Origin of the sequence: Gracilimonas sp. BCB1, assembly GCF_040117685.2 — a bacterium.
In the GTDB taxonomy this organism is placed as follows: domain Bacteria; phylum Bacteroidota; class Rhodothermia; order Balneolales; family Balneolaceae; genus Gracilimonas.
Genome location: NZ_JBEDYP020000012.1, coordinates 24,831 through 45,738, shown reverse-complemented (window position 1 = coordinate 45,738; position 20,908 = coordinate 24,831). Strand labels below are relative to the sequence as shown.

Annotated in this window: 19 protein-coding genes and 1 tRNA gene; 7 read left to right on the top strand and 13 right to left on the bottom strand. The window is 43.6% G+C overall.

The features are described 5' to 3' along the window. The 3 genes from ABFW99_RS06585 to ABFW99_RS06575 all read left to right on the top strand — a co-directional run bounded on the left by ABFW99_RS06585 (window position 1) and on the right by ABFW99_RS06575 (window position 2,094). Window positions 1-651 carry a LysM peptidoglycan-binding domain-containing protein gene (locus ABFW99_RS06585; RefSeq protein ID WP_440707457.1) on the top strand — a complete coding sequence of 217 codons (651 nt, stop codon included), beginning with the start codon at window positions 1-3 and terminating at the stop codon, window positions 649-651. Next, window positions 644-1,369: a CPBP family intramembrane glutamic endopeptidase gene (locus ABFW99_RS06580; RefSeq protein ID WP_349354719.1), complete on the top strand. Its 726-nt coding sequence runs from the start codon at window positions 644-646 to the stop codon at window positions 1,367-1,369. Before ABFW99_RS06585 ends, ABFW99_RS06580 begins: the two co-directional genes overlap by 8 nt. Window positions 1,370-1,518: 149 nt before the next feature. Beyond that, window positions 1,519-2,094, top strand: a complete 576-nt coding sequence (locus ABFW99_RS06575) for a sigma-70 family RNA polymerase sigma factor (RefSeq protein WP_440707456.1) — start codon at window positions 1,519-1,521, stop codon at window positions 2,092-2,094. Here ABFW99_RS06575 and ABFW99_RS06570 read toward each other — a convergent pair. The 5 genes from ABFW99_RS06570 to ABFW99_RS06550 all read right to left on the bottom strand — a co-directional run bounded on the left by ABFW99_RS06570 (window position 2,079) and on the right by ABFW99_RS06550 (window position 6,883). Next, window positions 2,079-3,416 (bottom strand): HAMP domain-containing sensor histidine kinase, encoded by a 1,338-nt coding sequence (locus ABFW99_RS06570; RefSeq protein ID WP_349354718.1) that lies wholly within the window; start codon window positions 3,414-3,416, stop codon window positions 2,079-2,081. The genes ABFW99_RS06575 and ABFW99_RS06570 overlap by 16 nt on opposite strands. Window positions 3,417-3,494: 78 nt before the next feature. Further along, window positions 3,495-4,748 carry an ATP-dependent Clp protease ATP-binding subunit ClpX gene (gene clpX / locus ABFW99_RS06565; protein WP_349354717.1) on the bottom strand — a complete coding sequence of 418 codons (1,254 nt, stop codon included), beginning with the start codon at window positions 4,746-4,748 and terminating at the stop codon, window positions 3,495-3,497. Between the two features lie 28 nt (window positions 4,749-4,776). Then, window positions 4,777-5,430, bottom strand: coding sequence for an ATP-dependent Clp endopeptidase proteolytic subunit ClpP (clpP, locus tag ABFW99_RS06560; RefSeq protein WP_349354716.1), 654 nt, complete (start codon window positions 5,428-5,430; stop codon window positions 4,777-4,779). A gap of 18 nt (window positions 5,431-5,448) precedes the next feature. Further along, a complete protein-coding gene (gene tig / locus ABFW99_RS06555; protein ID WP_349354715.1) occupies window positions 5,449-6,732 on the bottom strand; it encodes a trigger factor in 1,284 nt (427 codons plus the stop codon). 67 nt (window positions 6,733-6,799) lie between these two features. Then, window positions 6,800-6,883: transfer RNA gene (locus tag ABFW99_RS06550), tRNA-Leu, on the bottom strand. A 154-nt stretch (window positions 6,884-7,037) separates the two neighbouring features. Here ABFW99_RS06550 and cutA point away from each other — a divergent pair. Further along, window positions 7,038-7,379: a divalent-cation tolerance protein CutA gene (gene cutA / locus ABFW99_RS06545; protein ID WP_349354714.1), complete on the top strand. Its 342-nt coding sequence runs from the start codon at window positions 7,038-7,040 to the stop codon at window positions 7,377-7,379. A gap of 16 nt (window positions 7,380-7,395) precedes the next feature. On the opposite strand, the gene ABFW99_RS06540 is transcribed toward cutA, so the two are convergent. Then, complete coding sequence (locus ABFW99_RS06540; protein ID WP_349354713.1) at window positions 7,396-9,579, bottom strand: T9SS type A sorting domain-containing protein; 2,184 nt, start codon at window positions 9,577-9,579, stop codon at window positions 7,396-7,398. 81 nt (window positions 9,580-9,660) lie between these two features. Further along, a complete protein-coding gene (locus ABFW99_RS06535; protein ID WP_349354712.1) occupies window positions 9,661-10,320 on the bottom strand; it encodes a phosphoadenylyl-sulfate reductase in 660 nt (219 codons plus the stop codon). Window positions 10,321-10,492: 172 nt separating this feature from the next. Here ABFW99_RS06535 and ABFW99_RS06530 point away from each other — a divergent pair, with 172 nt between their 5' ends. From ABFW99_RS06530 to ABFW99_RS06520, 3 genes are all read left to right on the top strand, one after another. After that, entirely contained in the window at window positions 10,493-11,254 is a 762-nt protein-coding gene (locus tag ABFW99_RS06530; RefSeq protein WP_349354711.1) for an enoyl-CoA hydratase/isomerase family protein, read from the top strand. Window positions 11,255-11,267: 13 nt separating this feature from the next. Further along, a complete protein-coding gene (locus ABFW99_RS06525; protein WP_349354710.1) occupies window positions 11,268-11,639 on the top strand; it encodes a DUF2784 domain-containing protein in 372 nt (123 codons plus the stop codon). 156 nt (window positions 11,640-11,795) lie between these two features. Next, window positions 11,796-13,031: a sensor histidine kinase gene (locus tag ABFW99_RS06520; protein WP_349354709.1), complete on the top strand. Its 1,236-nt coding sequence runs from the start codon at window positions 11,796-11,798 to the stop codon at window positions 13,029-13,031. Between the two features lie 118 nt (window positions 13,032-13,149). Here the strand turns inward: ABFW99_RS06520 and ABFW99_RS06515 are convergent, their stop codons facing one another. From ABFW99_RS06515 to ABFW99_RS06490, 6 genes are all read right to left on the bottom strand, one after another. Then, window positions 13,150-14,289, bottom strand: a complete 1,140-nt coding sequence (locus ABFW99_RS06515) for a DUF2911 domain-containing protein (RefSeq protein WP_349354708.1) — start codon at window positions 14,287-14,289, stop codon at window positions 13,150-13,152. 179 nt (window positions 14,290-14,468) lie between these two features. Continuing rightward, window positions 14,469-15,107, bottom strand: coding sequence for a DsbA family oxidoreductase (locus tag ABFW99_RS06510; protein ID WP_349354707.1), 639 nt, complete (start codon window positions 15,105-15,107; stop codon window positions 14,469-14,471). Between the two features lie 95 nt (window positions 15,108-15,202). Next, complete coding sequence (locus ABFW99_RS06505; RefSeq protein ID WP_349354706.1) at window positions 15,203-15,601, bottom strand: response regulator; 399 nt, start codon at window positions 15,599-15,601, stop codon at window positions 15,203-15,205. Beyond that, window positions 15,598-17,838: a PAS domain-containing protein gene (locus tag ABFW99_RS06500; protein ID WP_349354705.1), complete on the bottom strand. Its 2,241-nt coding sequence runs from the start codon at window positions 17,836-17,838 to the stop codon at window positions 15,598-15,600. The genes ABFW99_RS06505 and ABFW99_RS06500 overlap by 4 nt, the downstream gene beginning before the upstream one ends. A 119-nt stretch (window positions 17,839-17,957) precedes the next feature. Continuing rightward, the gene (locus ABFW99_RS06495) at window positions 17,958-19,613 is read right to left on the bottom strand and encodes a M28 family peptidase (RefSeq protein ID WP_349354704.1); all 1,656 of its coding nucleotides are present in this window, start codon (window positions 19,611-19,613) and stop codon (window positions 17,958-17,960) included. 131 nt (window positions 19,614-19,744) lie between these two features. Further along, window positions 19,745-20,827, bottom strand: a complete 1,083-nt coding sequence (locus ABFW99_RS06490; protein ID WP_349354703.1) for a Kelch repeat-containing protein — start codon at window positions 20,825-20,827, stop codon at window positions 19,745-19,747. Between the last annotated feature and the right edge of the window lie 81 nt (window positions 20,828-20,908).

Sequence of the window (20,908 nt, the reverse complement as noted above, 5' to 3'; positions counted from 1 at the left end):
TTGTATCAAATAGCCCGAGACCATAATATGACGGTAGGTCAGTTGAGGGAATTGAATAACATTTCAGGATCAAATCTGAGCATTGGGCAGCGTTTGGCGGTGAAAAAGAAGGTAAGCGCGGCTCCGTCTGTTTCTGAATTTTCCGAAGAGTCATCACCTCAGGGTGTGTTTTCGATTTATGAAGTGCAGCAGGGTGAAGGATTATCGGGTTTACTTTCAAAATTTAAGATGACAGAACAAGAATTTCAGTCTTTAAACCCGGAGCTTCAACCTAATCTACTGGCTGAGGGACAAGAAGTAACCGTGTTGCTTCCCCCATCCCGAAAATATGAGAATCCCTATTTACAGAAGGCAAACCTTCAGGATCTCGGTGAGGTGAATGTGATCAAGTATGAAGAATCTGAGGTTGGAGAAACAACTACAAACGGAGAGCTGTATGACCAGGAAGCATTAACGGCAGCACATTCTAATATTGCTTTGGGGAGCATTATTTTTGTTGAGAATATACAAACCGGAAATGGGCTGTATGTTCGGGTTAATGACCGCATAACAGGGGCGGGACTGAAACTTTCAGGGAAAGCATTTAGTACACTCAGGCTCGATGAATCCGACCGGCCAGCTGTAACTATTTACACGGAAATAAATGACTAACCCCGTTAAATCATATTTTGAGAACACCAATAACTTACTCTATAGCTTTCTTGTAAGTTTACCCCTGTTTTTGCTCTATGAGCTTTTGATTGTGATTTCTCAGCCCGTAGGAGAATCCATAGTTCGGATTAGCGTAGATGTGTGGATCAAAAGCTTGTTTACCTATCTGGGGGTAAATGCAGTCTCGTTCTCATTGCTGGTTGTGGTGCTTATCGGGCTTTTTATTGTATATAAAGAACGGGAGAGACTGAAAACCCTTCGCTTCTCATACTTTCCGGTTTTGATTCTTGAGTCTACCCTGTATGCTATAGTTGTGGCCTTTATCAGCCAGTCTCTGGTGTCGTTGGTCTTGAATATAGCTGCCAGCGACCCAATCAGCAGCTTATCTGTAACACAACAATTAGCTCTTTCTTTAGGTGCGGGTTTATATGAAGAACTTTTCTTTAGGGTGATTCTCGTTACCCTTTTTATACTCCTTTTTACAAAAGTTTTAGGAAAAAAATGGGCCGGCGTAACCGCTGCTGTAGTTCTTTCGGCACTGTTATTCTCTGCGGTACATTATGTTGGCTCAATGGGAGATGCTTTCACATTAGGATCCTTTTTATATCGGTTTTTATTTGGTTTAATACTGAATGGGATTTATGTTTGGAGAGGATTTGGTGTGGCGGCCTGGACTCACGCTATTTACGACATCATGGTAATTGCTTTATTGTCGTAAGTAAGATATTGGTTAATGGGTCCATCAATACAATCTATTTAATATTAAAGCATTGTTTAGGTAGTATTGGCAAACCGAAGAGGATAAAGAAGCGTAGCAATAAAATTAGATACGCTTATTAGTTATTGAAATAATTAAGGGATGGTTGAATGTCTCAGTTAACGAGAGATGAAAAGCAGAAGCAGAAGGATTTCGATGAAGAGATTATACCTCACATGGATGCGTTGTATAATTTTGCCCTTCGACTGACTACTGACCCCAACGATGCAGAAGATCTCGTTCAGGACACTATCGTTAAGGCCTATCGTTTTTTTAGTAGTTATGAAAAAGGGACCAACGCCAAGGCGTGGATGTTCCGGATCCTGAAAAACTCTTTCATTAACAATTACCGGAAGACCTCAAAAAAACCCTCACAGGTAGATTATGACGAGGTTTCCTCCTACTATGAATCCATCAGAGCTGAACGGACAGATACTTCTGATCTGGAGAATCTGATGTTCCGGGAAATGATGGATGATGACCTATCCAATGCATTAAAAAGGCTCCCCGAAGACTTCAGAACGGTTGTGTTGCTTTGTGATGTGGATGGGTTTACCTACGAAGAAATAGCCAACATGCTGGATGTGCCGATAGGAACCATTCGTTCAAGGTTACATCGTGGTCGAAACCTCCTGAAAACAGAGTTGCTGGAGTATGCCAAAAAGCGCGGCTACACCGGTGACTGATCTAACAACGGATACACTTCTTCTTCACTTTTCTCGATATTCAACGTTACCCGCATGGTGGTTCCCTCATTAAGCTCTGAGCGCAACACAAATACACTCCCGTTGTGGTAATCCTCAATAATGCGCTTAGTGAGACTTAAGCCAAGCCCCCAGCCCCTCTTTTTTGTACTGAACCCGGGCTTAAATATATTTTTCACGTTTTGAATTTCGATTCCGCCACCCGAGTCTTCAATATCGATGATGATTTCACCCTCCTGTACTTTGGATATAACCGAAATATACGCTTCCTTTTCAATGCCTTTTAGCGAATCCATTGCGTTTTTAACAAGATTCTCAATGGCCCACTGAAGAAGTTCGGGGTTAGTTTTTACCCTGGCAGTGGCATTTAGGTCTTTCCGTACCTCGATGGCTTTACCCAAACGTGGCAGTCGGCGCTCCATATATACCATCACCTGTTCAAGGATAGGCTGAATGTCCATGGTTTTCAGCTCGGGTTCGGAACCAATTTTCCCAAATCGCTCCGCCACCCCTCTTAATCGCTGAATGTCCTTCTCAATCTCGTTGGCAATATTAGTAGCTGTTTCTTCATAGCGATATTCGTCTTTCAGCAATTGCAGCCAGCCATACAAACTGGAAATAGGCGTTCCAAGCTGATGAGCAGCTTCTTTAGCCATTCCCACCCATAAATTTGATTGCTCCGAGCGAGTGATACTCCGATAGGTTGTATATCCGATTCCCAGTAATAGCCCAAGCAGCAAAATCTGGATGTAGGGGAAATACCGTAGCATCTGAACCGTCGGGCTTTCTCCGTAATACACGAACTGTGTCATTTGCCGGTTCTCATCTCCAATCACAAAATCGATGGGGTTATTCAGGCTCTTGAATTCGCGGACAAGCTCTCCTCTTTTTTGCTCAGAAGCCATAGTTAGAGAATCTATATTACGCTGGTGCAAAATCACATCCTGTGAATCGATAACAATGGTGGGAATTTTAAACCGGTCTTCAAGGATAATTTCCTCCGTAACAAAATCAGAAGAATTTCGGGTAGTTTCTGCATCTTCAATAAGGCTGATTACGCTGTCGGGAACTTCTTCAATGCCTTCAAGAATACCGATAGCCTTCAGCAGCATAGTACTTGCCTGCTCATCCACGGGCTGGCTGTTAAATTCTATAGCTCGTGTCCAAAGCTCCACACTGGCACGTTCCTGCTCCAGAATTTTGGTTACCAGATATTGATTATAAACCACTGACCCTACACCCAGAAATATGAGCAGCAGCACAAGTATAAGCTTAATCCTGTTGGATGGAACAAAGAGTTTCATAAATGAAGAATAATTCTTTGGCTGAATATAGGAAAGCAGCGTAAACAAAAAAGCCTCTCTGAAAAGAGAGGCTGATGTTTAAGCAGAAGCTTTTTGTTTCTCGTAAACCGGAGGAGCTTGTTTCTCAATGGTCTCCTCAGTGATTACACATCGCGCTATGTTCTTCATAGACGGAAGGGAGAACATAATATCCAGCATGGCTGCTTCCATGATAGAGCGCAATCCGCGGGCTCCTGTTTTCCGGGCCTTGGCTTTCTTGACGATAGCCTTGAGTGCTTCCTCTTCAATCTCCAGCTCAACGTCTTCCATGTTAAACAGTTTCTTATACTGCTTAACAAGCGCGTTTTTCGGCGTCTGGAGGATGTCGAGCATAGCATCATCAGAAAGCTCATGCAATCCGCAGATAACAGGTAACCGGCCGATCAGCTCGGGAATGAGCCCGAAATGCTGAAGGTCTTCCGGTTCAACATGCGTAAAGATCTCGGGATCTTCTTTGTTGAACTTAACCTGATCGGCAGCGTTGAAGCCCATCACAGTTGTTGACAGGCGGCGGGATATGATTTCTTCCAATCCTGAAAAAGCACCGCCACAAATAAATAGAATATTAGCTGTATCCAGTTGAATAAAGCTTTGCTCAGGATGCTTTCTCCCACCTTTAGGCGGAATATTGGCTACAGTTCCTTCTAAAATCTTTAATAAAGCCTGCTGAACGCCCTCTCCGCTCACATCGCGGGTAATAGAGGGGTTATCACTCTTGCGGGCTACTTTGTCCACCTCATCGATATATACGATTCCGCGCTTGGCGCGTTCCACATCGTAATCAGCGGCTTGCAGCAGGTTGCTTAGAATGCTTTCCACATCTTCACCCACATAGCCGGCTTCCGTTAATACAGTAGCGTCAGCAATGGTAAAAGGTACATCAATAATCTTGGCAAGCGTGCGGGCTAAAAGGGTTTTACCGCTTCCGGTAGGGCCCAGTAACATGATGTTAGACTTCTCAATCTGTGTGTCATCAATTTCAGCCGTTTCAGCAGAAATACGCTTGTAGTGATTGTAAACCGCTACTGAAAGGGTCTTTTTGGCGAGTTCCTGCCCAATTACGTAATCATCGAGTTTGTTTTTAATCTCGATCGGCTTGAGCATCGGTTTGTAGCTCTTTTCCCGTCGGCGGGCTAAGGAGGCCAAATCACTTTGGATGATGCTGGATGCATCTTCCACGCAACGGTCACAAATATAAACACCGGGACCGGCTACCATACTGTTCACTTCCAGGCTCGAACGGCTGCAAAATGAACAATGTACTATATCACTATTTTTCTCTTTATCGCTCATAACAAGCTCAATTTAATGAAAATGCCGCTTATTTGGAATCCGCAGACTTGTTCAGCACGTTATCAACCAATCCGTAGTCTTTTGCTTCCTGAGCTGTCATCCACTTGTTACGGTCAGAATCTTCCATAACCTGCTCTACAGATTTTCCGCTGTGGTCAGCAAGAATCTGGCTTAATTCCTTCTTAACCCGGATAATCTCTTTGGCTTCAATCTCGATGTCGCTTGCCTGACCGCGGGTTCCGCCTAAAGGCTGGTGAATCATCACGCGGGAGTGTGGCAGGCAGCTTCTTTTCCCGGCAGTTCCGGCTGTTAGTAATACCGCTCCCATACTTGCGGCCATACCCATACAGGTAGTGGCTACATCACATTTGATGTGCTGAATGGTGTCGTAGATTGCGAGGCCTGCAGAGACAACGCCACCGGGGCTGTTGATATAAAAATTAATGTCTTTCTCAGGGTCTTCAGACTCCAGGAACAACAACTGAGCCATGATTGAGCTCGCCACGGTGTCGTTAACGGGCGAACCCAGAATTACAATCCGGTCTTTAAGCAGCCGTGAATAAATATCGTAAGCGCGTTCGCCACGGCTGGTGGTTTCCACAACCATCGGTACAAGGTTGTTTTGTACCGGTTGAACGGAATCTAAATTCGGGTCTTCAAATAGCGGTTGATCAGATATCATAATGTCCTGGGTGATCGGTTATTTTTTCTTCTTCTTGTCGTCTTTCTTTTCTTGCTGTTCGCGGTACTTCTCTTTGCTGATTTCTTTGGTTTTCACTTTGTCTTGCAAAATGTCGAATACTTTCTCTTCGCGTATACTGCTGCGAAGTTGCTCAAGCATCTGTGGCTGTTGTGCATAATACTGCTTCAGCTGATCTACGGGCATTCCGTACTGTGCAGCCTGACCTGCAAGATGCTCGTCGATATCTTCGGGTTTTATTTCGATATCTTCAAATGTTTCTTGCAGTTTTTGGCTGATGAACGACCACTTGGCTTCACGCACGGCACGGTCTTTTATTCCGGCCTTATATTCTTCTGCGTCAAAGTGATCCGGAAGTTCTCCGCCTTGCTGTTGTTTCAGCTGATCCACATAGGATCCCTGAATTTGAGCAACAAAGGTTTCCGGAACTTCAAAATCATGTGCTTCAACAAGAGCATCGGCTACATCATTCTTGAATAAATCATCGGATGTTTGGTCATAATACTGCTGCATGCGGCTCTTGATGTAACTCTTGAACTCATCCAGGTTCTCTGCTTCGCCATTGCTTTGGTCTTTAATGATGTCGTCCGAGAGCTCAGCTTTGTGCATTTTCTGCACTTTCTTAAGGGTAATTTCGAGCTCATCTTCATGATCACCATGCGGGATCGTCATCTCAACAACATCACCGGCCTTTTTGCCTTTAAGGGCTTCCAAGAACTCAGAGGCATCATCTTTTCTCAGGTCGATGCGCTGATCTTTGTCCTCATCGCCGTGGGTTTTAGAGACAACATCCACCAATACCTGAGTTTCTTCAGAAGCAGCTTCATCCACTTCTTCCCAATTTCCTTCCCGCTCCAGGGTTCTCTCTACTTCTTCCTCAACCTCTTCATCGGTTACATCGTGAACCATTTTGTTCACTTCAATTTTAGAAAGATCAGCGACCTCAATTTCGGGCTTTGACCCGATTTTGAATTTCACTTCCAGCTCGTCATTCTCCCAGGTAAAATCAACCATTTCTGTTTCGCCAACCGGCTCATACTCAGGCACTACTTCTTTCTCAAATACCTTTTGGATGATGTTGCTGATTTCCTCTTGTTCAATCTCTTTGCCAAATCTCTTTTTAACCAGTCCCATGGGTACTTTGCCCGGACGGAATCCCGGAAGCTGAATTTGGTCTTTGTATTTTTTATATGCTTTGTCGAAATCTTCCTGAAGGTCTTCTCTTTTTGCTTTCAGGGTAACTTCTTTATCTACAGATGTGAGCTCTTCTACAGAAATATCCACGTGTTCTCCGCTTTAATTACTTTTATTCAATAAATGAACAGGATTACAATTATGATTAGGAAGGAAGTACGAGAGGGGGGACTCGAACCCCCACATCGGTTAAGATACTAGATCCTAAATCTAGCGCGTCTACCAATTCCGCCACTCTCGCAAAATTCAGAGCTTGCAAAGATAAGGTTTTCAATTTCTGAATTCAACTTTTTACCCATATAAAGTGGTCATCGAACAGACTTCGTAAGCTTTTACAAGTTCAATGCAAAAAAGCATTGGATATTGGAATTTGAAATACGGAATTTTGGCTCACTATGTATAAAAATCTACGCCTCCTCTACATCACCACCTCAGATAAAGAAGAAGCACGGAAAATAGGCCGTGCGCTGGTTGAAGAAAACCTGGCGGCCTGTGCCAATATTTTTGACGGCATGAATTCCATCTACAAATGGAAAGGTGAAATTCAGGAAGAAGACGAGTGTGTGCTTATCGTGAAAACGCACTATTCCCGGGTAAAAAAAGTAACACGCCGTATTAAGGAAATGCACAGTTATGAAGTGCCTGCCGTCGTTTCCTTTACCATTACCGAAGACGAAGGGAATCAGGAATACCTGGAATGGCTGGAAGAGTCATCCAAACAGCCTTTTGAGCTTTAAAATTTTCAGAGGCTTTCTATTTTAGGAGCGTCATTTTTTTAACGAGTACCTGCCCTCCTGCTTCAAGCCGGTAAAAATAAATTCCACTTGATAACTGACTGGCATCAAAATCAATTTGATGCGTTCCGGCAGATTGTTTCTCGTTAACCAGGGTTGAGATTTTTTGTCCCACCAGGTTATAGACTGTCAGACGAACATTTTCTGCATCAGGAATTGTGTAACCGATGGTTGTAGTGGGGTTAAAGGGATTAGGGTAGGCGTTTTTAAGTGCAAATGTATGTGGAAAACCTTCATCTTCAACCGAAACATTGGTATTCTGTTGGGGGCGTTCAACAATAGTGAAATCGCTGAAAGAGGTAATTCCTGAGGCACAAATCGATTCCTGATTTTCAGTCAAAGAAGAGGACAATACATGCCATCCGGATTGATCAGTTGCTCTTTTTGCAATGGCTAACAAGGTGGTATCGAAGTTTGATAAATCTATTTGCTGTAAAGAAAAGCAGACTTCAGCATGAAATAAGGGTTCTGTTTCGGTGTGGAAATTCCAAAGCTTATCAGATACCAGTGAAAGCGAATCGGGGAGGTTGATCTGTTCTGTCCCTGCATCGGGATTCAAGGTGGTATAGACTGTAAACGACTCTTCTATTTCGGTAAAATTAATAGTAGCCCCAAAATTTGGGAACTCAGCCAGTCTCAGAGAGTCTTTTATTTGGGCATATCGCTGAGGGAGGCCATTGGTCATCCATATTTCTCTTCCCAAAGAATCACCCTCGGCTGTAAAGTATAATTTCCCATTCAGTAGCCGAAGGTTCTCGGGGTCTGAACCATCAGGCTCGCCACGGTCAATGCCCGTACGCAGGTTCGCCACATACATGGTGCCCTCCGGTGTGCCATCGGTCATCCAGAGTTCACGCCCAGAAACATGAGCCTGACCATACCCATCATCAGATGCGGCAAAGTAGATGCGCCCGTTATATACCGTTGCAAAATCAGTGTGGTGGTAATTAAACAGGTTGAAGATAGATTCTACCAGCTTCTTAGTTCCTGCTTTAGTGCCATCGGTTTTCCAAAGAACATAGGTGCTGAAGAAATAAAGCTGATTGTTAAGCTTAAATATTTTCGGGCTCAGGTCAGAGCCGTCTTCAATTACATAATTATCTACAGCCATATCAATAACTACAGATGTACCCTCCGGGGTACCATCACTTTTCCACAGCTTGGTGCCGGAGATGAAATACCAGCTCCCGTTAAACTCAACGGGCTCTTCAATGATATAAACTTCCTCATCCAGAAACTTTTTGGTTCCTTCTTCTGTGCCATCGGTAGTGTATAAGTATCGTTTGTATGTAGTATCACTCTCGGCATTAAATAGAACCGTGCCATTTATAGAGGAAAAATTCATAGGCGAGCTATCATTTTCTATGTCATCTGAATCTTCATATTTCCCCGGAAAGATATCCTTGACCATATAAGTGCCATCGGCAGTTCCATCCGTAGCCCAAAGCTCTTCTCCGTATTCGTGATGCCGGGCAGAAAAGTACAGGGTTCCATTGTGAGCAAAAAAGTTATCGGGACGAGAGCTGTAGTTGGTCTCTTCATTACTCCAGGCATATTGTAAATATTGACCGGGATCTAAATCTTTAAGAAGATAAGTTCCGGACGAGGTTCCATCCGTAACCCAAAGTTCTTCACCGTTATCGGCATCCGGATAGCGGCCGTCTTCAGCGGGGAAATATGCTTTGCCATTCATAACTCCAAAATGCTCTGCATCCGAAGAGTAATCGCCCGGATAAATGTCTTTGAGCAGGTAGGTTCCTGCAGATGTTCCGTCCGACACATACACTTCATCCGAATGTTCTTCAGTTACAGCTGTAAAAATAACTTTATTCCCAAAAGGAGTTAGTTCTTCGATATCAGGATAATCATCATCGGGCGCAAGGTCTGTAATTTTCTTGGTTCCTTCCTTCGTGCCGTCTGTTATATACAGCTCGCCTTCATCTTCCTGGTTGTCAGCAACAAAGTACATGGTGTCCCCAACTACGGTCATGTATTCAATATATCCATCACTGCTGCCGGGATTTATATCTTTTAGTACAGTGGTTTGCGCTTGAAGGCTTGTAGCTATCAATAGCAGGGCTAAAGCAGAAAAAATCGAGGGAGTAAAAGTTAGACGAGAGCGTTTTTTGGTGTTAGAACTCATTTCTTAATGTGATTGGTACATCTTGGAATTATGTACCATTACATACGGCAGCTTAATGGAAATGAGCTCAAATACCTTTAACTACCAATGCAGTCCGCATTCCGTTTTACCGGATTCTCCCCATCTGCCATTGCGTCCCTCTCCCTTTTTTGTACAGTGGGTGCAACCAACAGAGTGGTAGCCAAAACGCTCCAGGGGATGGCGGGGAATACCGTAACTTTCGAAATAGTCGTCCACCATTTCAGGGCTCCAGTCGATAAGCGGGTAATAGCGATGGAGTTTTTCTCTCTTTTGAAATATTTCGAGTCCGCTGCGGTACCTGTTTTGATATCCAATCAAGCCTGAAATCCAAACTTTATGCCCTTCTTTAACCTCTTCTAAAGGCTCAACTTTATTGTAATGACAACATAAGTCCGGGTTTGACTCCCACATCCGTTTTTGTTGAGTAATGCGATGTTTTCGCTCGTTGGGAACATGATCGATCACGTTTATGCCGTATCGCTCAATCAGTGTGTTTTTATACTCAAGAGTTTCAGGAAATAAGTACCCGGTATCAATAAAGTGAATGGGATGATTGGGCCTGATACGGCTAATCATATGAATGAGAAGCGCTGAAGTGGTTCCAAAAGAAGTAGTGATAAGTACCTTCTCCCTGTACTTATTTAAAATATGGGCAATGCGCACGTCGTTGTGTGCCGAGGACAGAGTCTTGTTGATTTTTTTTGTTTGGATGGATTCCATAGGCCTAATTATGCCACATTTCACGGGTTTTATCAATTACTTAGAGGCAAAAAATAAGTTTGTTATATCTGTAAGCGCTTTTTTGATGTCGGGAGGCCGTTTATTGGATATATTATTTTTTCATTTCCTTTCTTAACCAAGATAATATCTATTTTGAAATAAAAATCAGGACATGAGTATTACCCGAAAACGCATTTCTCCACACATTCTATGGGCAACGATTAATCGCCCTGAAGCCAGAAATGCCATCGACTTTGATGTGATGGACGAGCTCGAGCAGCTGCTAAACACTTTGGAAAATGACGATGAAATCAGGGTTTTTATTTTAAGTGGGACCGGAGAGCAATCTTTTGTGGCCGGAGGCGATCTCAAAAAATTTCACACCATTCAATCCAAAGAAAAAGCGATGGAGATGTCGAGGCGAATGCATGATATCTTTAACCGGATTGAACGTTTGTCTTGCTGGACCATAGCCTGCATAAACGGTGCTGCATACGGAGGTGGAATTGAGCTGATGCTGGCCTTTGACTTTCGGCTGTCGGTGCCTGATGCAAAATTTGGCTTCACCCAGGGACGTTTTTACCTGGTTCCCGGTTGGGGAGGGTTGACAAGATTGGTGGAAAAAGTTGGACGAGCGAAAGCATTGGAGTGGTGCGGGAAGGCGGAGGTTCATTCCGCAAACAGTGTTCTTGCCCATGGGCTAATTGAAGATATAGTAATGGGAAAGGATTTGGAGAGTGAAGCATTGGAATGGGCAGAAAAGCTCACCAAGAATGACCGGAAGTTCATTCAGACTCTAAAGCAAGGAGCTTCAAGGCTTTCTTCTCACAGAAAAGAATCGCTGGAAGCAGAAATAGAGCCTTTTGCAGAGCTTTGGGAAGATGCTGAGCATATGCAGCGGGTTGAAACGTTTATGAGCAGGAAGAAGTCTTAAATGGGTGTTGGCTATGTATCAATTCCTGGATGTGTTCTTTTTGGTATTTCACTTTTCATTGATTGCCTTTAACCTGACGGGGTGGGTTTGGCTGAAAACAAGAAAGCTGCATTTCTATGTAATATCAGCAACTATTTTTTCTTGGGTAGGATTGGGGGCCATTTATGGCTGGGGTTACTGCCCATGCACCGATTGGCATTGGCAGGTGAAGAGGGCTCTTGGTGAAACGGACTTGCCTGCATCCTACATTAAATATTATCTGGATATAATCACGGGCTTTTACTGGAATGCTGCTCTTGTAGATTTTATTGTTGCTGCGTCAGGTGCTGGAGCCCTGTTGATATCGGCGTGGTTGAATTATCAGGATTGGAAAAAACAACCATAAAGAAACCTGCTTTATTTACATTGTATGGTAAAGAATGACGGGGACCGGTCGATAACTGTGGACATAATTCTGCAAGACAGGATCAGTAATTCATTATTTAATTTTTTGCTTAGGGAACAAGTTAGGGTATTGGTTTAAAATCACAGTTGGTAAAAAATGACAGTAACTAAGGAACAAAGGATTACCATAGAATCCGTTAAAACAAAGTTAATTGACAGCTTTGTGCTGTATGGGGCAATTATTGCCCTGATTGCTTTTCTGATACCGCAGATTCCGTTCCGTTTGGAAAACCTTGATCTATTCAATTACATAGACCTTACAGTCATACTTTCTGTTTTCACGCTCTACTATTTCAGAAAAAAGGTTTCTCTATTTTTTAAAGGAGGTTTCATTCTTTTGGCCGTGTATTTGTTCTTTGTAGCCGACCTGTATCAGCACGGGCTTAATTCTACGGTAAGAACGGTATTTGTACTTATACCTTTTCTTGGGATATTGGTATTTAATGTTCGCTGGGCTGTTCTGTTATTCTTTATATCTATTCTTACCTATATCATTATTGCATATGGGTATTTGGCCGGGTATTTATCCCCGGGTTTATTGGGGGCCGAGTTAAATACCCCGACAAAATGGATTACTCACGGGATTGTACTCTCGCTGGTAAGTATGATCATCGCCATGTTTGTGCACATCTTCAATAAGTCTTTAATACAGATTATTAAACAACAGGATGAAAGTTACAGGGTGCTTAAGCAGCAGGACCTTGAGCTGAAACAGAATATAGAGGAGAAAAATGTACTGCTTCAGGAAATACATCACCGGGTTAAAAACAACCTGGCTGTGGTTTCGGGTTTGCTTGATTTACAATCCGGGTTAGCTACGGATGAGTTTTCACGATCTGCACTTAAACTGAGTACTAACCGGATTCTCTCTATTTCCAAAGTGCATGAACTCATTTATCAATCCGAGGACGTTAGCCGAATTCATCTTAAAAAGTACATCCGGGAATTAGCCGATATTATTATTGAGAGCTTTAATAAAGCAAGACGAGATATAGATGTAAAATTGGATATCAACATTCATTATTTAAATGTAAACCACGGTGTGCCCATAGGTATTATTTTAAACGAACTGATTACCAATAGCTTAAAGCATGGTTTTAATGAAATACAAGACAGCTATCAAATTCAAATTTCGGCTTTTGAGGAAGAAGAGCATTACAAAATCGTTTATCAGGATAACGGAAGTGGAGTAACTGATCAAAAACCTGATAAGTTGACCGGGCTTGGCGCCACTTTGGTAGATTCGCTGCTAACTCAGATAGAAGCCGAATCCAAGCTAATTAACACAGGGATGTATCAGCTGTCGTTTCGGTTCCCAAAAGAAATATCCTGATCAAAGATAGGGCACTAATCTTATTTGATTGCTGCGGTAGCAGGTTTATAGAGCTTAGAAAAAGTAAAAAAAGGACACACCTGAACAGTGCGTCCCTTAAAATAGAAAGTGAGCGGCTTTATCTATTGATGGTAAAATCTGCTTTAAACACAGTGTTACCCCATGCAAGATTAAGCTCGCCGCCTTCTTCAGTTTCCTCTACAGAAATAGTGAACGCCTCAACGTTTTCCTCGATGGTGGAAATCTCCATCGGTACACGACCTAAATCACGGCCTTCATCATAAGAACGCCCGTTTTGGCCGGTTTGTTTATTTATGATAAGTGTACCGCCATCAGGCTGAGGAATTGTAAATAAGGTGTATTCACCGGCAGGAACTTCAAGATCACCAAACATTAAATCTTCTGAGGTATAAAAGTGAGTTGCCCTGTTGGCTCCGGTTCTCCAGCGTTCGCCCCATGGCACGATATTGCCAAATAAGTCGCGCCCTCGTTTTTTGGGTGAGCCGAAATCTACCCGGAAGTTGGTTCCTTTAAACGAATATTCTGCACTTACAGCTCCTGAAAGTTCTCCCACCGGCTCATTGCCAAACTGATTAGCTAATGCATTCATATCAAGATTACTGGTGCGAGATACTTTAAGCTTGCGTGTAGTCAGGCCTGCATCAAGGTGCTGAATGTCGCCATCACGATTTACTGTTACTCCCATTACTCCTCGGGAAGGGTGGCGAACCGTCATGGAATCACCTTCAATTTGAGCAATCGTGAAATCCATGATTCTATTACCAGACAACAGGGGCTGAATGATGGTATCCTGATTAGCTTCAGCAGCTTTGTTAAATGCTAACTCATACGGCCAGTGCACCATATCGATAAAAGGCAGGAGTCCTTCTTCAAATGGAGCCCGGTAAGAGATGTACTCTTCGTCTCTTAAAACTCTAATCGACAGGCTGTCTCCCACTTTTGTGATGTTACGAACGGTGGCACCGTCTTCCTGAAAACCATTAACCGGAGAATGGTCGGTCTGTACCATACTCTCAATTCCACCTAATTCATCAAAATGTAGAATATAGGTGGAAATTCGAACTTCAGGACTTCGTAAAATAACCTGAGCAGTGATACTTGAATCTGTTTTTGTAAACTGCTCGACTGCGAGGGTGTCATTTCCTAACAGAGTAACAAAAGCCCCTTCGTTGGGGGCGTCGGTGCTGCACGATACAAACAAGGCAGCAGTTATCAGTGTGATAAATAAGTTTCTCATAGGACTTTGAAATTTTTTAATTGGTGTAAAAATCTATTTCAAAAAAAGTGTTTTGACAACTGCGATAAATTAAACTTTGAAAAACCATGCCAGATTTATCGTCGTTGCAGGATATTAAACACATAATATGCCGTAATCATTTGCCGGAAAAGAGCTTATAAGAGCGAAGGGAGGAATTTCTAACTAACTTTTTCTTCAGAAATTTTTTGAAGGGCCTCCATGAAGACTTCTACTGGCTGGGCTCCTGAAAGTCCATACTTTTCATTTATGTAAAAGAAAGGCACGGCCTGAACTCCAAGCCGGTGAGCCTCCTCCACATCATTTACAACTTGGCCAGAGTAGCTGTTATTCTCTAATACCTTCTCTGCATCATTTTTATCAAGCCCAATGTCAGTAGCGATCTGAACCAATGTTTCAGTTTTGCCCACGTGTTTTCCTTCTGTGAAGTAAGCAGATAGCAAAGCCTCTTTCATTTCATCCTGTTTGCCACGTTCGCGGGCCAAGTGCAGAAGCTGGTGAGCATTAAAAGAGTTTGTGGGCTTAACCTCATCCATGTTAAAATCCAGTCCGGTATTGGCAGCCATTTGAACCATATTCGTATTCATTTGTTTAGCCCACTCTCTGTCTCGCCCATACTTTTTGGCGAGGGTGTCATAGATATCAAGATCGGATTCGGTAGGGGCGTTTGGGTCGAGCTCAAAACTTTTCCAGACGATATCTACATCCAGATCAGGCAGTTGCCGGAGTGCTTTTTCAAGGTGTCTTTTTCCGATGTAGCAAAACGGACAGGCTACGTCCGACCAAATTTGAATCTTCATTAGCAGATGTTAGTTGAGTGGTTTACTAATACTATCAACTTCTCCGGCGCCAAGAAGGTTCACGAATAATCGAAAAACAAAATGTGTTTGAATGTTTAAGCAAGCAGTTTCTTCAGTGCCTCAACCTGGACGGGTTTCTGGATAAAGTCATCCACTTTTTGATCCCACTCTACCCGGTATATTTCCTGATTTTTTTTATCGATGCGGGAACTGATTACAAAGATCTGAATCTCTTTATTCACTTTGTCTCGAATAGATTGGAACTCATTCAGGAAATCCCATCCATTCATTTCCGGCATGTCGATATCGAGCAGAATTAAGTCCGGAAGTTCGTCATCGTTTTGCTCCATTTCTTTAATGGCAGACAGGGCCTTTCTTCCATTCTCGAACGAAGTAACCGCATTTCCGGGGAGGTAGTTTTTTATAATTTTGGAAACCCCGTAGGTATAAATTTTGTCATCATCAATGATACAGATACTCTTCAGTGAACTCATTTTAATTGTATTTTAAAGGTTGTTCCCTCTCCGGGAATGCTGTCAACGTCTATGGATCCACCCATAGACTCTATTTGATTTTTAGTGATATAAAGGCCAATGCCTTTGGCGTTATCATTACCGTGGAAAGTATTGTACATGCCAAATAATCTATGTCCGAATTTTTCCATGTCGATGCCTAAGCCATTATCGGAAACCTCAAAAAATACCCCGCCTTCATCTTCCCATGCTTTAATCGTGATGTGAGGCTTTCTGTCGGGATGCCGGTATTTGATGGCATTGGAAAGCAGGTTTAGGATAATACTTTCGAGATAGGCAGGGTTATACTCTAAAGAAAGATCAGCGGGCACCTGCTCGTCAAACTGCACGTTATTTGCGAGAATATCGGTAGTGAGAATTTCTTTGATTCTTGAAATGGTATCCTGCAGGTTTAGCTCTTTGAGATTATCGGCAGTCTTATACTGCTGATCGATAATTTCATTCAGGTCGGCAATAGATTCATTGAGGCGATCGGATGCAGAACTTAAGTGACTCAGCAGTTCATCTTTTTCCTCCTGTGATTCTTCCATGTCATAAAGAGAAAGTAGCATGGAAATATTACCGGCATGATTACGCAGGTTGTGGGATACGATATGAGCAAAATTCTGCAATCGCTTATTTTGCTCCCCGATAATATCCAGACTGTTCCTCAGGTTCAGCTCATTTTCTTTTCTGCGGGTGATGTCAGTTACAATAGACAGCACGGCCGGTTTGCCTGAATCGGTATTGAGAAAGGGGACCTTAATGGTTTGATGCCATATTTCTTTTCCGTCAGGTAGAATAGTTTTATCCTCAGGAATGAACAAAGGTTCATTATTCTCGATAACCTCCTTTTCTACCGCGAGGTATCGTTTTGCCTTCTCTTCCGGAACTCCGACCTCAATATCACTTTTTCCTACCATTTCTTCGGCCGTTAGATTAAAGAACTCGGCGGCAGATTCGTTTGCCATAAGGAATTGTCCGTCAATATCCTTAACAAAAATCAGGTTTGGGGCAAAATCTATAATCTGCTGAAGCTGTTCCTGTAGTCGCGCTGTCTTTTTATACTGTTTTTTCTCTTCTGTTATGTCGGTAATATATCCGTACCCGATTACGCTCCCGTCTGGTTGTTTTACCGGGTTTGCGATACCCCGCACCCACCGAATACCTTTCTCAGGCAGAACGACGCGATAATCAATATCCCAGGTTTCCAGATTCAACGTGCTTTTTTGAATTGAACTCACTACACGGTCAATATCGTCTTCATGAATCCGGTTTATGATTGGGTCAATACTATCTTTGACATCATCAGGCTCTAATTCATAGATGTCGGAAATGCCCTCACTAGCATATGGGAAGCAGGCCTGGCCCTCAGTTTTATAATGGAAAAGATAGAAGAAGCCCGGGACCTGCTCCGAAAGTCGGGCAAGGGTATCTTCGGCTTGATGAAGCTCAAGCTTTGATTGTTGTTGCCTCGTAACATCTCGTGTAATGCCAAATGTACCGACTACAGTTCCGTTTTTCCCATATAAGGGTAATTTTGTGGTAGACGCCCAGGCAGTTTTCTTACCTTCTTTCGAGCTTTCCTTTTCAACCTTGCCGATGATAGGCTGTTCGGTTTCCATTATCTGAACTTCGTCCTGCCGGGCCTGGCGTGCATGATCATTGTCAAAGAAGTCAAAATCTGTTTTCCCTACTGCATCTTTTGGGTCATTCACCCCCAGCTTGGAGGCACAGGCATTGTTAATTGCTAAAAACCGGCTTTCCCGGTCTTTAAAGAAAATGCTGTCCGGAAGGTGGTTCATCAATTTCCTAAAGAGGCTGGCCTGTTGACGTATAGTTAGTTTGCTGCCAAACAAAGAAACTCTTTGTACCTGCCCAACTATTAAAACTGGACTTCCCTTTTCCCTTTCAATCGCTTCCCCCTCCCATATCAGGGTGAAAGAGTCTTCTTTATCAGCCGTGTTGTGATTGGTTTTAAAAGTAAAACGACGGGCTTCTTCGCGCTGTGATTGAGGCTCTATAATTTCGGTGAACTTACACCGGTCATTTTCTTCCAAAAAGCCTGAAAGTTCTTCAAAAGTAGATGGCACCTCATCCCCGGTAAATCCAAAGAAATCTGAAAAGGATATTCCAAAAGTCAGACGGTCATCTTTAACATGCCACGACCAGTAGGCCGGCTTCAGGTCTCTCCTAACAAGTGATTTCAGTGGTTCCATGTTAATGATTCTAACGAGGGTTGCTGCTCAACGCTGTTGAGTAGTTTTCGGTATAAAATCAGGAAACTTTAACCAGAAAAGTACAAAATAGTATTATGAATAAAAGAAGGGTGGATTTCTTATTGCCCTTCAACATGTTCAAGCATGCGAAGCCGGGTGGCTTCAAACTCGTCACCGGAATTCCAGCTTTGGAGAGATTCAGAATTAAGAGCCCGGAAACCGGTCATAAAAAACAAGCGGGTGTCAATTTCGGCGCCGCTTAAATCCCAGTACTCGTTGATCTCATCGCTCACTGTATGATAATTGGCGTCCGCAACACTATCCCGAACAGCAAGGAAATTATCTCCTTTATCGATGTATTCCGTTCCCGGATTCGGAAAGATTGCGGGGATACCCACTTTAGCCATATTAAAATGATCAGAACGATAAAAGTATCCCCGCTCCGGATATGGATCCGGCTTAACGGTTCGGCCTTGTTGGCGGGCTTCTTCTTCCAGTAAATCGCTAAGCGAAGTTCTCCCATAACCCACAACTACAACATCCCGGGTTTTGCCATACACGTTCATGCCGTCCAGGTTGATGTTTGCGGTAACTTTTCCAGGCTCTACGGTTGGGTTCTCCGCCCAGTATTGGGAACCCAACAGGCCAACTTCTTCAGCACTCACAACCAGGGCCAATACACTTCGCTTTAAAACAGGCTGTATAGATTTGTAGGCCTCCATCATTTCCAGCAGGGCACTTACTCCGGCAGCATTATCAGAGGCTCCGTTGTTAATAGAATCGCCTTCCACCGGAGTTGTTATTCCAAGGTGATCGAGGTGGGCGGTTAGGACCAGGTACTCATCTTTAAGCTCAGGGTCGCTTCCTTCCACTTTTGCGAGTACGTTTTGGGACTCTATTTGCCGGTAATCAGCATCCATGCTCACGTTCATACGAACGCCCGAAAGCCCGACCGGTTCAAAATCCCGGCTATCGGCAGCTTCCATCTGTTCGGCTAAGTTCAGTCCGGCTTCTTCAAACAACAGTCGGCTTGCTTCCTGGGTAAGCCAGCCATTGAATTGGGTTGGTGAAGCAGAAGCGTCTCCTTCACCCTTCAGGTAAAAACGTTCGCGACTCCATCCATTAGCAACAACATTCCAGCCATAGCCGGCTGTTTCGGTAGTGTGAATGATGATGGCACCAAGCGCTCCCATTTCTTTTGCTTTTTCATACTTGTAGGAGTAACGCCCATAGTACAAGCGGGTATTACCCGCAAAAACATTCGGAGAAAATTCCGGGTCATTGTTTTTGATGACCAAAATTTTGCCTTCTACATCAACGCCTTTGAAATCATCCCAGTCTTCTTCCGGAGCCTGGATTCCATAACCCACATACACTAACTCGGCGTTGCGCACATTTATTTCTTCCGCCTGGTTTGCCGGCCATGCCATAAACTCATCATAATACTGAAGGGCAAAGGGAGAGCGGCCATCTGTCTGAACAGACATTTCTGCATTTGAAGTTTTTTGGCCCAAAAGCGGAAACTCCTGTGTGTAACTGTTTTCTTCGGCTGCGGGCTGGGCTCCCATTTCCTCAAACTCTGAAATCAGGTAATCGACGGTCATTTGCTCACCCTTGGTTCCGGTTGCCCGTCCCATAAAGTCATCCGAAGACAGCGTTTCAATATGTCTGAGCAAGGAATCTTTGGTGATGGTTTGTGCGGCTTGGTCGGCCGGGGAAGAACTGCATGCGGCAAGCAGGATAAAGGAGGCGATGAACAGATATAATGATTTCATGGTCATGTAAGAAAATTTAAGTCTTTCTGTTTATGCTGATATCAGAGTGAAGATACTTCAGAAAATGATTCAATAAAAAAGCGAAAGGCAGTTACGCCTTTCGCTTTAGAAAAGTAAAAATAAGATTCGGATCAGTTAGCTGCTTCCAGCTCAACAGTAAATTTTTGAACCAGGTTAGTAACTCGTTGGTCGTTAACCATTCCGCCCACCAGGTAAAACTCATTGCCTGCTCTGGCAATACTGCGGTGATCCATAGTAGCTGTCGGCATTTCACCTAACTCAACCCACTCTTCGGTGTCCAGGCGATAGGCAAATGTTGTGCTTTCAGCAAAGGCCGGCTTGGCATTGTAGCCTATCCCATTGTAGTTATATGGATTAGTTGATCCGCCAACGAACACAACCATTTCTACGGGTTTGGAAATCCCCACAGCTGCCATGCGGTAGCGTGCTTGGCCCGGATGTTGCTTAATACGCGTCCAGTTAATTTCTTCCGGATGTTCAGCGTTGATTTCTCCTTTAATGCTTCCCGGAGACATCATGAAAATCTGCTCACCTTCATCAACAACAGTTTGCACACCGTCGGAAAGAACCATAGTGTTCCCTACAATGCCACCTGAGTGCCCGAATACCGGAGGGCCGGGATATGGCGTAGCGTGAGACCAGGAATTTGTCTGTGTGTCATATACCTGTACATTCGAAACATTGTTGGTGTTATTCCATCCGCTAACCAGATAGATGTAGCGGTCCTGATAAACAAGGGATACAGCGTCTTCAACGGGAAGAAGCATGTCGGCCACCTGCTCGTAAGTATTGGCGTCAGGATCGTATCGGAAAACTTCTTGTGTTGATACTTCAGAACCATCCTCAGCTACCGTGTAGCCCCCAAAGATGTAAATCTGTCCGTTTACGGTTTCAGTAGTGCTGGCCAAACGACCGGTTTCGTCAGGCACACCGGGGATTTGCTCCCAGATTCCTTTATTAACGTCGAAGCGAGCTGCGAAATCACTTACATCGGCATGGGTTTTTCCTTCTTCCAGTCCAAGAAAGGTGTACACAAACCACTCACCGTCAACCTGAGCTGCTGTTACAGCATTGTTGGAAATTCCCATCGGCAACGACTCGGCTTCCTCCCAATTGAGAGCAACCTTTTGAGGTGCTTGCTGGCAAGAGGCTACCAGTACGGTAAGGGTGAAGAGTAATAATAATCTTTTCATTGTATGAGTAATTGACTTATAGTCTGATTTTTAATTTTGCCTGAACACTTGCACATTGGCTACAACAAAAGCATTCAGTAT